Origin of the sequence: Acidiphilium sp. 34-64-41 (assembly GCF_002282635.1) — a bacterium.
Taxonomy (GTDB): domain Bacteria; phylum Pseudomonadota; class Alphaproteobacteria; order Acetobacterales; family Acetobacteraceae; genus Acidiphilium; species Acidiphilium rubrum.
The window spans coordinates 163,424-175,062 of record NZ_NCJX01000001.1 but is presented as its reverse complement, the minus strand read 5'-3'; the positions used below and the strand labels follow the sequence as shown (position 1 = coordinate 175,062).

10 protein-coding genes are annotated in these 11,639 nt (G+C 67.6%); all 10 read left to right on the top strand.

All coding sequences use genetic code 11. From position 1 onward, the window contains the following. Position 1 precedes the first annotated feature (1 nt). Genes B7X49_RS00825 through B7X49_RS00780 form a run of 10 tightly spaced genes read left to right on the top strand, consistent with a single transcriptional unit; the run spans position 2 to position 11,635 of the window. Positions 2–1,438 (top strand): UDP-N-acetylmuramoyl-L-alanyl-D-glutamate--2,6-diaminopimelate ligase, encoded by a 1,437-nt coding sequence (locus B7X49_RS00825; protein ID WP_286702408.1) that lies wholly within the window; start codon positions 2–4, stop codon positions 1,436–1,438. Beyond that, complete coding sequence (murF, locus tag B7X49_RS00820; protein ID WP_286702407.1) at positions 1,435–2,790, top strand: UDP-N-acetylmuramoyl-tripeptide--D-alanyl-D-alanine ligase; 1,356 nt, start codon at positions 1,435–1,437, stop codon at positions 2,788–2,790. The genes B7X49_RS00825 and murF overlap by 4 nt, the downstream gene beginning before the upstream one ends. Beyond that, positions 2,790–3,878: a phospho-N-acetylmuramoyl-pentapeptide-transferase gene (gene mraY / locus B7X49_RS00815; RefSeq protein ID WP_286702406.1), complete on the top strand. Its 1,089-nt coding sequence runs from the start codon at positions 2,790–2,792 to the stop codon at positions 3,876–3,878. The genes murF and mraY overlap by 1 nt, the downstream gene beginning before the upstream one ends. Further along, complete coding sequence (gene murD / locus B7X49_RS00810; protein ID WP_286702405.1) at positions 3,875–5,278, top strand: UDP-N-acetylmuramoyl-L-alanine--D-glutamate ligase; 1,404 nt, start codon at positions 3,875–3,877, stop codon at positions 5,276–5,278. Before mraY ends, murD begins: the two co-directional genes overlap by 4 nt. Next, on the top strand, positions 5,278–6,390 hold the full coding sequence (locus B7X49_RS00805; protein WP_286837748.1) for an FtsW/RodA/SpoVE family cell cycle protein: 1,113 nt from the start codon (positions 5,278–5,280) through the stop codon (positions 6,388–6,390). The genes murD and B7X49_RS00805 overlap by 1 nt, the downstream gene beginning before the upstream one ends. Beyond that, positions 6,387–7,493, top strand: a complete 1,107-nt coding sequence (locus B7X49_RS00800; protein ID WP_286702404.1) for a UDP-N-acetylglucosamine--N-acetylmuramyl-(pentapeptide) pyrophosphoryl-undecaprenol N-acetylglucosamine transferase — start codon at positions 6,387–6,389, stop codon at positions 7,491–7,493. The genes B7X49_RS00805 and B7X49_RS00800 overlap by 4 nt, the downstream gene beginning before the upstream one ends. Then, positions 7,490–8,929 (top strand): UDP-N-acetylmuramate--L-alanine ligase, encoded by a 1,440-nt coding sequence (gene murC, locus B7X49_RS00795; protein WP_286837630.1) that lies wholly within the window; start codon positions 7,490–7,492, stop codon positions 8,927–8,929. Before B7X49_RS00800 ends, murC begins: the two co-directional genes overlap by 4 nt. Then, complete coding sequence (gene murB / locus B7X49_RS00790; protein WP_286702403.1) at positions 8,926–9,855, top strand: UDP-N-acetylmuramate dehydrogenase; 930 nt, start codon at positions 8,926–8,928, stop codon at positions 9,853–9,855. Before murC ends, murB begins: the two co-directional genes overlap by 4 nt. Next, positions 9,852–10,778 carry a D-alanine--D-alanine ligase gene (locus tag B7X49_RS00785; RefSeq protein ID WP_286702402.1) on the top strand — a complete coding sequence of 309 codons (927 nt, stop codon included), beginning with the start codon at positions 9,852–9,854 and terminating at the stop codon, positions 10,776–10,778. Before murB ends, B7X49_RS00785 begins: the two co-directional genes overlap by 4 nt. After that, complete coding sequence (locus tag B7X49_RS00780) at positions 10,766–11,635, top strand: cell division protein FtsQ/DivIB (protein WP_029312948.1); 870 nt, start codon at positions 10,766–10,768, stop codon at positions 11,633–11,635. The genes B7X49_RS00785 and B7X49_RS00780 overlap by 13 nt, the downstream gene beginning before the upstream one ends. The last annotated feature ends 4 nt before the right edge of the window (positions 11,636–11,639 follow it).

The window sequence follows — 11,639 nt, the reverse complement described above, 5'->3', positions numbered from 1 at the left end:
GATGAGCCGGCTGGCCCGCATCACGCACGCGACGCCCGATTGGATCATCGGCGCCGAGCGTGCGATCACCGGCATCACCGCCGACAGCCGCGCGGTGTTGCCCGGCATGATCTTTGCTGCCCTGCCCGGCACCAGGCTCGACGGGGCGCGCTTCATTGCGGATGCGGTGGCGCGCGGTGCCGCCGCCGTGCTGGCGCCGCCTGGCACCGCCTGGCCGGCCGGCACGCCGCCGCGCCCGCTGCTGATCGAAGACAATCCCCGCCGTCGCCTCGCGGAGCTTGCGGTGGCACTGGCCGGGAAGCTGCCGCGCCGGATTGCCGCGATCACCGGCACCAACGGCAAGACCTCGACCGTCGATTTCCTGCGCCAGATCATCGTGGCTTCGGGCCGGAGCGCCGCCTCGCTCGGCACGCTCGGCCTGATCGCGCCCGGGTTTGCGCCGGGCGAAAGCCTGACCACGCCCGACCCGGTGACGCTGGCCACCACGCTCGCGCAATTGAAACAGGCCGGGATCGATGATGTGGCGCTCGAAGCCTCCTCCCACGGGCTCGACCAGTGCCGGCTCGACGGGCTGCATCTCGCCGCCGCGGGGTTCACCAATCTGACGCGCGATCACCTCGATTATCACGGCGATCTGGCTGGCTATCGCGCCGCCAAGCTGCGCCTGTTTACCGAATGTCTGCCGCGCGATGCGCCCGCGCTGGCGATGGCCGATCTTGATCCCGCCACGCTGGCGCTGCTGCGCGCTCATCGCCCTGATCTGGGCACGGTGGGTGAGGGTGGTTCGGTGATCGATCTGCGCGGCGCCACGCCGTTGCCGGAAGGCCAGGAATTGGTGATCCACAGCGCCGGTGCGACGCGCCGGGTTGTCCTGCCGCTGCCCGGGCGGTTTCAGGCGGATAACGCCTTGCTCGCCGCCGGGCTTGCCCGCGCGCTCGGGGTCGCGGACGCGGTCGATCACCTCACCGCTCTCGCCCCGGTGCGGGGGCGGCTGGAACGCGCCGGCATTCTGGCCAACGGGGCGGCAGCCTATGTCGATTACGCCCACACGCCGGATGCGCTCGATCGCCTGCTGACCGCGCTGCGCCCGCACGCCACCGGGCGGCTGATCCTGGTGTTCGGCGCCGGCGGCGATCGTGATCGCGGCAAACGCCCGCTGATGGGCGCGGTCGCGGCCCGCCGCGCCGATATCGTTATCGTGACCGACGATAATCCGCGCAGCGAAAATCCCGATGCGATCCGCGCCGCCATTTTGGCCGCCTGCCCCGAGGCGCATGACATCGGCGATCGCCGCACCGCGATTGCCACCGGGCTTGGCATGCTGCGCGCGGGCGATGTGCTCGCGGTGGCCGGCAAGGGGCATGAGCAGGGCCAGATCATTGGCACCACCACGCTGCCGTTCGACGATGCCGCAATCATCCGGGCGCTGCTGGCATGACGATATTATGGTCCGCCGACGAGCTCGCGATCGCCACCGGCGGCGCGTTTCCGCGTGATCGGTTCGCGGCCTCCGGCGTTGCGATCGACAGCCGCAGCCTCACTCCGGGCGATCTGTTCGTGGCCTTGCAGGATACGCGCGACGGGCATGATTTCGTGCCCGACGCCTTGCGGCAGGGGGCTGCCGGTGCGCTGGTCTCGCAGGATGCGGGCGCAGGTCCGGCTTTGCTGGTCGAGGATACCGAGGACGCGCTGAGCCGGCTTGGCGCGTTCGGCCGCGCCCGCAGCACCGCACGGGTTGCCGCGGTTACAGGGAGTGTCGGCAAATCCACCACCAAGGAAATGCTACGCCGCATATTCATGGGTTTCGGTGCGACGCACGCCGCCGAGGCCTCGTTCAACAACCATATCGGCGTGCCGCTGACCCTGGCACGGCTGCCGGCCGATGCGGCTTACGCGGTGGTTGAAATCGGCATGAACCACCCCGGCGAAATTGCCCCGCTCGCGGCGATTGCGCGACCCCATGTCGCGATCATCACCAGCATCGCGGCATCGCATATCGGCCTGATGGGCTCGATCGAGGCGATCGCCGATGAAAAAGCCGAAGTGCTGCGCGGGCTGCTGCCCGGTGGCACGGCGGTGCTGCCGCGCGGCCCGCACCTGGCACGCCTCGCGCGCCGCGCGCCGGATGGTGCGACGATCATTTCGTTCGGTACGCATGATCTGGCCGAAGCCCGGCTGATCGATGCGGCGAGCGATGCCGGTGGTGTTTCGATCGTCGCCAACATTCTCAATCGCATCGTGCGCCTGCGCCTTGCCGCGCCCGGCACCCATATGGCGATGAACGCGGTGGCAGCGCTCGCTGCCGCTGTGGCACTCGGGCTCGATGCCGAAGCGGCGGCCGCCGCGCTCGATGGGTTTGCCCCGCTCCCCGGCCGGGGTGCGCAGCGCAGCCTGCGGATCGGCGGTGGTACGATCACCCTGCTCGATGAAAGCTACAATGCCTCCGGCGCTTCGATCCGCGCGGCCCTCGATGTGCTGGCGCTGCATCCGGGCCGCCATATCGTCGTGCTCGGCGACATGCTGGAACTCGGCGACTACGCCGATGACGAGCATCGCGATCTTGCGGCACCGGTGGCCGCGGTCGCCGACCTGGTGTTCGCCTGCGGCGAGAAGATGCGCCTGCTGGCCGATGATCTGCCGCCCGCCTGCGCGAGCCACTGGGCACCCACCGCCGCTGACCTCGCACCTTCGGTACGCGATGCGCTGCGCGACGGCGACGTCGTGTTAGTCAAGGGCAGCCTCGGCTCGCGGATGCGCACCATCATCACTCTTCTTGAAGACGCCGCCTGATGCTTTACGCCCTTCTCCTGCCGCACAGCGCCGTGTTTCACGTGCTGAACCTGATCCGCTACATCACCTTCCGCGCCGGTGGTGCGTGCATCACCTCGTTGATCGTGAGTTTCCTGCTCGGTCCGCGCCTGATCCGCTGGCTGAAATCCCTCCAGCGGCAGGGTCAGCCGATCCGCCTCGATGGGCCCGAGCGGCATCTGATCGAGAAAAAAGGCACGCCCACCATGGGCGGTTTTCTGATCCTGATCGCGATGAGCGTGTCCACCCTGCTCTGGGCCGATCTTGAAAACGGCTATGTCTGGGCGGTGCTGATGGTCACGATCGGCTACGGCGCGATCGGGTTTGCCGATGATTTCCTGAAACTGACCAAGCGCAACACCAAGGGCGTGCCCGGCCGGGTCAAGCTGGTGTTCCAGGCGCTGATCGGCCTGGTCGCGGCGATCTGGATCACTGAGCTGATGCCGCCGGGGATTGCCGATGATCTGGCGGTGCCGGTGTTCAAATCGCTGCTGATCCCGTTCGGCCTGGCGTTTCCGCTGATCGCGATGTTCGTCATGATGGGCGCCTCGAACGCGGTGAACCTGACCGATGGGCTGGATGGTCTGGCGATCGTGCCGACGATCATTGCCGCCGGCGTGTTCGCGCTGATCGCCTATCTGGTCGGCAACCGCATTTTTGCGCATTACCTGCAGATCAATTTCGTACCCGGTACCGGTGAGCTCGCGGTGTTCTGCTCGGCGCTGATCGGCTCGGGCATGGGGTTTCTGTGGTATAACGCACCGCCCGCCGCGGTGTTCATGGGCGATACCGGGTCGCTCGCGCTGGGTGGCGCGCTCGGTTCGGTCGCGGTTGCGACCAAGAACGAGATCGTGCTCGCGATCGTCGGTGGTTTGTTTGTCGTCGAAACGGTTTCGGTGATCGTGCAGGTGTTCTGGTACAAGCGCACCGGCCGGCGGGTGTTTTTGATGGCGCCGTTGCATCACCATTTCGAAAAGAAGGGTCTGGCGGAACCGACGATCGTGATCCGGTTCTGGATCGTCGCGATGATTCTGGGATTGGCAGGGTTGGCAACCCTGAAGATCCGATGAGCAACGTTATCAAACCGTGGCCGCGCGTGTTCGAAGGCCAGAGTTTCGCCGTGCTCGGCCTCGGCCAGAACGGGCTGCCCGCCGCCGTCACGTTGCGGACCATGGGGGCCGCGGTGGTCGCCTGGGACGATGATGCGGCGCGGCGCGATGCGGCCCATGCGGCTGGTGTTCCGCTCGCCAGGCCGAGCGAGGTCGATCAGCTCGACGCGCTGATCCTGTCGCCGGGGATACCGCATGATCGTCCCGCACCGCACCCCGAGGCGGCGGCGATGCGCGCGCGGGGCGTGGCTATTCTGTCGGATGCCGAATTGTTGTTCCGCGCGGTGCGCGCCGCCGGCAGCGCCGCGCGATTCGCAGGCATTACCGGCACGAACGGCAAATCGACCACGACGGCGCTGCTCGCGCATATTTTCGCAACCTCTGGCGTGCCGGTCGCCGCTGGCGGCAACCTCGGGCCGGCGTCGCTCGCGCTGCCGCTGCTGCCCGATGACGGCATTTATGTGCTGGAAATGTCGAGTTACATGTTGGAGCGAATCGCAACGATGCGCTTCGATGCAGCCATAATGCTGAACCTTACCCACGACCACCTCGACCGCCATGGCAGCATGGCCGGATACGTCGCTGCAAAGGCAGCGATTTTTGCGCGTCAAACTGATACCGATACGGCGGTGATCGGTATCGACGACGAACCGTCGCGCGTTTTGGCCGGGGACATTGCAACGCATGCGGCCCGGTTGATCCGGATTTCGGGCGGTCACCGGGCGGATTTTTTCGCCGATCGTCGCATCCTGCAGGATGAATTTGGCCCGATCGCCGATCTGTCAACCGCGCCCGCGCTGCGCGGCACGCACAACGCGCAGAACGCCGCCGCCGCGGCGGCGGTGGCGTTGGCGCTGGGGATCGAACGCGGCCGCATCGCACCGGCGCTTGCGAGCTTTGCCGGGTTGCCGCACCGCCAGCAGCGTATCGCGACGATCGATGGCGTCGACTTCATCGATGACAGCAAGGCCACCAATGCCGATGCCGCCGCGCGCGCGCTCGATAGTTTCGAGCGGGTGGTGTGGATTGCGGGCGGCATCGGCAAGGATGGTGGCATCGCTGGACTGGCGCCCTGGTTCGACCGGATCGACCATGCCGTGCTGATCGGCCGCGATGCGGCGATGTTCGCGCAAACCCTCGCCGCGCACGGCGTCGCGCATGAAATCGCCGGCACGCTCGACCGTGCGGTGCCGCTGGCCTTCGACCGCGCGCGCCGACACGGCATCGATACCGTGCTGCTCTCACCGGCGGCGGCCAGCTTCGACCAGTTCGCCAACTATGCTGAGCGCGGCTTGCAGTTTGCTGCCCTCGCACGTTCGATCCCGGCACGTTCGATCAGCCTGCCGGCGGCGTGCTCCTGATGCCGATTCTCTCACGCGCGGATACCTCGGTCGTCGGGCGCTGGTGGTGGAGCATCGATCGCGTCATGCTCACTGCCCTGATCCTGCTGGTCGGCATCGGCTATGTGCTGGCGCTTGCGGCGACGCCGGCCACCAATATCGCTTTGTCCGATCCGCGCACGATGGTGATGATCAAGCAGATCGTCTACCTCGCGGTCGGCGCCTTCGTGATGATCGCGACCTCGATGCTCGACCTCAAGCAGGTCAAGCTCGCGGCGCTGGGTATCGGCATCATCTTTCTGATCCTGACCGCCTTCACTTTGGTTCATGGCGTGGTGATCGATGGTGGGCGGCGCTGGATCGCGCTGCCCGGCTTTACGATCCAGCCTTCCGAATTCCTCAAGCCCGCGCTGATCATCGCGACCGCCTGGCTGCTCGCCGAGCGCCGCCGCACCCCTGGCTTTCCCGGCATGATGGCAGCACTCGGCCTCAACGGTTTGGTGCTGCTGATGCTGCTGCGCCAGCCCGATGTCGGCTCGACCGCGCTGGTCGCCTCGACCTTCCTGGTCCAGTTGTTCCTCGATGGGCTCAATGTGTATTGGGTCGGCATCGCGGTGGCCGGTTTCGGGGCCGCGGGTTTTGCGGCGTTCGAGTTCATCGCCCATGTCCACATGCGCGTGATGCTGTTTCTGCACCCGACCAAGGACAAGGCGTATCAGGCGATTACCGCACTTTCGGCGTTCGGCAACGGCGGCCTGTGGGGCCGTGGCTCCGGCGAAGGCCAGGTGAAACATTATCTGCCGGATGCGCGCTCCGATTTCGTGTTCGCGGTGGCCGGTGAGGAATTCGGGTTGATCGTCTGCCTCGGCATTATTCTGATTTTCGCGGTCATCGTGCTGGCATCGGGCCTGCTGGTCAGTTTCGGGCTGCAGGCGTTCATCAACATGGCGTCGTCGCTGTCGCTGATCCCGACCAAGGGCATGACGCTGCCGTTCATTTCCTACGGTGGTTCGGCGGTGCTCGCGGTCGGGCTGCACATGGGATTCCTGCTGGCGCTGACCCGCAAGCGCAACCACGCGGAACGCGCCGCCGAACGCGGCGCCGGCGCGACCATGCAGGACCGGGTGGCATGAGAGGCACGATGCTCAAACCCATCATCATCGCCGCCGGGGGCACCGGCGGTCATTTGTTTCCTGCCGAAGCCGTGGCCGATGTGCTGATGCGGCGGGGTGAGCGCGTCGTGCTGATGACCGATGCGCGCTCCGGCGCCGGTCAATCCGCGGTCTTCGCCGGGTGCGAGCAGCATGTGATCGAAGGGGCCGGCCTGGCCGGGCGTAGCCCCGCGCGGGTCGCCGCTGGCCTGCGACAACTCGCGCGCGGCACGAAATCGGCCCGCACCCTGCTCACCACGCTCGACGCGGCGGCGGTGATCGGGTTCGGTGGCTATCCCTCGGTGCCGCCGATCGTGGCAACGCTCGGCCTGCGTCGCCGGCCCATTGTTATTCTGCACGACCAGAACGCCATCCTCGGCGGTGCCAACCGCATGCTCGCGCGGATCGCGGATCATCTGGCGACCAGTTTTCCAAAGACCGAGGCGGTGCCACGGCGGATCAAGACCACGCTGACCGGCAACCCGGTGCGCCCGGCGGTGGTGAAGCTGCTCGCCGCGCCCTTCGTGCCGCCCGCTCAAACCATCGATCTGCTGGTGCTGGGCGGCTCGCTCGGCGCGCGGATTTTTGCGAGCCTGATCCCGGCCGCGCTCGCGGCCCTGCCCGAACCCCTGCGCCGCCGGATCCGCCTGACCATGCAATGCCCGCAACCCGAAATCGCGGCCGCGCGCGCGCTGCTCGATGCCGCCGCGATCACCAACGACCTCGCACCGTTTTTCACCGATGTCGCACCCCGCATCGCCGCCGCACATCTGGTCATCGCCCGCGCCGGGGGCTCGACGGTTGCCGAACTCGCGGTGATCGGCCGGCCGGCGATTTTCATCCCGCTCGCGATCAATGCCGATCAGCGCCACAACGCCGATGCGATCGCGCGCAAGGGCGGCGCCATCCGGCTCGATCAGGCGAGCCTCACCCCGCCCGTGCTGGCCCGCGCGGTTGAAACGCTGCTGGCCGAACCCGGCCGGCTGGCCGCGATGGCGCAGGCGGCGGCCGCCTGCGGCATCGCCGATGCCAGCACGCGGCTCGCCGATCTGGTGCAATCCTGTGTCGCGGCGCGCGTATCATGAGGGCGATGCCGCTCGGGATCGGGATGATCCATTTCGTCGGTATCGGCGGTATCGGCATGTCCGGCATTGCCGAGGTGCTGCATAATCTGGGCTACGCCGTGCAGGGCTCCGACATTGCGGAAAACGCCAATGTCGCCCGCTTGCGCGCCGCCGGCATCCAGGTCGCGATCGGCCATGCCGCCGCCAATCTCGGCACCGCTCAGGTCGTCGTGATCTCGACCGCGGTGCCGCGCGACAATCCCGAGGTTCAGGCCGCGCGCAGCAAGCTGATCCCGGTGGTGCGGCGCGCTGAAATGCTGGCCGAACTGATGCGCCTGCGCTGGTCGGTCGCGATCGGCGGCACCCACGGCAAGACGACCACCACCAGCATCGTCGCCGCTGTGCTCGAAGGTGCCGGGTTCGATCCCACCGTGATCAACGGCGGCATCATCAACGCCTACGGCACCAATGCGCGCCTCGGCACGGGCGACTGGATGGTGGTCGAGGCCGATGAAAGCGACGGCAGCTTTCTTCGCCTGCCCTCGGTCATCGCGGTCGTCACGAACATGGACCCCGAACATCTCGACCATTGGGGCACCCGCGAGGCGATGGAGGCGGGCTATCGGCAGTTCGTCTCGAACATCCCGTTCTATGGATTCGCGGTGCTGTGCATCGATCATCCGGCGGTGCAGCAGATGATCCCCGATCTGTCGGATCACCGGCTGATCACCTATGGGTTCTCGCCGCAGGCCGACGTCCGTGCCGAGCGCATCATGTCCGACCGCAATGGCGCGACCTTCGAGGTGCGCCTGTCCGACCGCATCGGCGGCAAGGCGCGCCGGATGGGCCCGTTCCGCCTGCCGATGCTCGGCAATCACAACGTATCGAACGCGCTCGCGGCCATCACCATCGGGCTTGAGATGGACGTGCCCGAAATCGATCTGCGCGCGGCCCTGGCGGGGTTTGCCGGCGTCAAGCGCCGTTTCACCAAAACCGGCGAGGTCGGCGGCATCACCATCATCGATGATTACGGCCATCACCCGGTCGAGATCGCGGCGGTGCTGAAGGCGGCGCGGCAGGCCGGCGCGCGCGAGGTGATTGCCGTCGTGCAGCCGCATCGGTTCTCGCGCCTTGCCTCGCTGTTCGATGATTTCTGCACCTGCATGAACGATGCCGATACCGTCATCGTCGCTGATGTGTACGCCGCCGGTGAAGAGCCGATCGAAGGCGTTGATCGCGATGCCTTGATCGATGGCCTGCGCTCGCGCCAGCATCGTGCCGTGGTGCCGCTGGCCAGCCCCGATCATCTGGCCGAAATGGTCAACGCGATCGCCCGCCCCGGCGATTTCGTGGTCTGTCTCGGTGCCGGCACCATCACCCAATGGGCGCAGGCGCTGCCGGCGCAGTTGCAGGCGCTGACCGATCAAAACCGCCGCGGCCAGGGTGGCCTGCGATGATGGCCGCCAGCATCCAGGCCGACTGGCGCGACAGCCTGCCGGCCCCGCGCGGCCGGGTGGCGTTCGATGCGCCGCTGGGGGCGGCCACCTGGTTTCGGGTGGGCGGTGAGGCCGCGTATCTGCTGCGCCCGCAGGACGCCGATGATCTGGCGGCGTTCATGGCTTCGGTGCCGCCGGAACTGCCGGTTACCATCATCGGGGCGGCCTCGAACCTGATTATTCGCGATGGCGGGATTCCCGGCATCGTCGTCAAACTCGCGCGCGGCTTCAGCGACATCGCGATCGAGCCCGATGGCGTGATCGCGGGTGCGGCGGCGCTCGACATGACGATTGCCGAAACCGCCGCCGCCGCCGGTCTTGCCGGTCTCGAATTCCTGTCCGGCATTCCCGGCTCGCTCGGCGGTGCCGTCGCGATGAACGCCGGCGCCTATGGCAGCGAAATCCGCGACGTGCTCGACTGGGCCGAGATCATCGGGCGCGACGGCACCATCGCCCGCTACACCGCGGCCGATCTCGCGCTGTCCTACCGCCATGCCAGCCTGCCGCCGGGCGGCATCGTCGTGCGCGCCCGCCTGATCGCGCGTGGCGATCAACCGGCAGCGATTGCCGCCAGGATGGCCGATATCCGCACCAATCGCGAGGCGAGCCAGCCGATCCGCGCGCGCACCGGCGGCTCGACGTTTCGTAACCCGGAGGGTCACAAGGCCTGGCAGTTGATCGATCAGGCCGGTTGCCGCGGCATGGTGATCGGCGATGCCCAGGTTTCCGAAAAACACTGCAATTTCCTGATCAATCGCGGTGCCGCCACCGCCGCCGACCTCGAAGCTCTGGGCGATGCGGTGCGCGCGCGCGTGCGCGCCGAAACCGGCATTGCGCTGCTGTGGGAAATCAAGCGCATCGGCGTCGTGCCAAGGGCGCGGTCATGATCGGTGCCTCGCCCGGCATCAAGCGCGTCGCGGTGCTGTTCGGCGGCATCTCGGCGGAGCGCGAGGTTAGTCTTGCCACCGGCCGCCAGGTGATCGCCGCCCTGCGCACCGCCGGTTACGAGGTGCTCGCCATCGAGGTCGGGGCCGATCTCAGCGCGGTGATCGCCGCACTCACGCCCGCGCCGGATGCGGTGTTCAACGCGCTGCACGGCCGCTTCGGCGAGGATGGCACGATCCAGGGCGTGCTCGATTATATGGGCATCCCCTACACCCATTCCGGCGTGCGCGCCTCCGCGATGGCGATGGATAAATCGGTCGCCAAGGCCGCCTTCGCCGCCGCCGGCCTGCCGCTGGCGCAGCATCGCATCGTGCCGCGCGACGAACTCGCCGAGGCCGATCCGCTGCCGCGGCCCTATGTGCTGAAACCGGTCAATGAAGGCTCCTCGGTCGGTGTGCATATCATCCGCCACGGCGATAATCGCCGCGCCGATATCGCGCGCGACTGGCCGTTCGGCGACACCGTGATGGCCGAGGAATATATCCCGGGCCGCGAACTCACCGTCGCCGTGCTCGATGGCCGGGCGCTGGCGGTGACCGAAATCCGCTCGGATGGGTTCTACGATTACACGGCCAAATATGCCGAAGGCGGCTCCCGCCACGATGTGCCGGCCCGCGTGACGCAGGAAATCACTGCGCGGGCCAAGGATGTCGCGGTCGCGGCGCATCACGCGCTCGGCTGCCGCGGCGCCTCGCGCGCCGATTTCCGATACGATGACGAAACCGATCGTCTGGTGCTGCTCGAGGTCAATACCCAGCCGGGCCTGACGCCGACCTCGCTGGTGCCCGAGCAGGCGGCTTATTGCGGCATCGATTTCCCGGCGTTGTGCGCCTGGATGGTGGAGCACGCCGCATGCCGCGTGTAAAACCCAAATCCCGCAAGCCGGTCGTGCAGGATCGCCCCAGCGCGCGCACCCTGCTGCTGCGCCGGCTGCGCAAATCGCGCAAGCCGATTATTTTCGGCATCGCCATCGTGTCTGCCCTGGTGATCGTGCCGCTCGGGCTGCGCGGGGTCGATGCGCTGTTCCGCCCGGTGCATAACGCCGCCGCCGCGGTGCTGGCGGATGGCGGCTTCCGGGTTCGCCATATCGAAATCTCCGGTGCCTCGACCACGCCCCGCGCGGCGATCGAGCGGGCGCTCGGTGTGGCCAAGGGCATGCCGATCCTCGGATTTTCGCCCGCCCAGGCCTCGGCGCGGATCGCGGCCCTGGGGGCGGTGCGGAGCGCGACCGTCGAACGCCTGCTGCCCGATACGGTGCGGGTTGCCGTGGTCGAGCGCCGTCCCATCGCGATCTGGCAACAGCCCGACAACCGCTTCGCCCTGATCGGGCCGGACGGCACCGTGCTGCTCGGCCACGATGCCGCGGCCGCCCGCGCGCACGACCCTGACCTGCCGCTGCTGGTCGGCGCCGGCGTGCCGCAGCACGCAAAGGCGCTGCTCGCCCTGCTGAAACAATATCCCTCGATCGCCAAACACGTCGTCGCCGCCGAGCGGATCGACAATCTGCGCTGGAATCTGCTGTTGCGCGACCACACCACGGTCAAGCTGCCGGACCAGCATGAAGCGACCGCGATGGCGCGGCTGATGCAGGCGGACGACCGGATCAACCTGCTGGAACGCCCGGTGCTGACCATCGATCTGCGGCTCGCGGATCGTCTGGTGGTGCGCCCCTATCCCAAGGGGTTCCTCTCGGAAGCCGCAGCACCGGGGCATCAATCATGAAAAG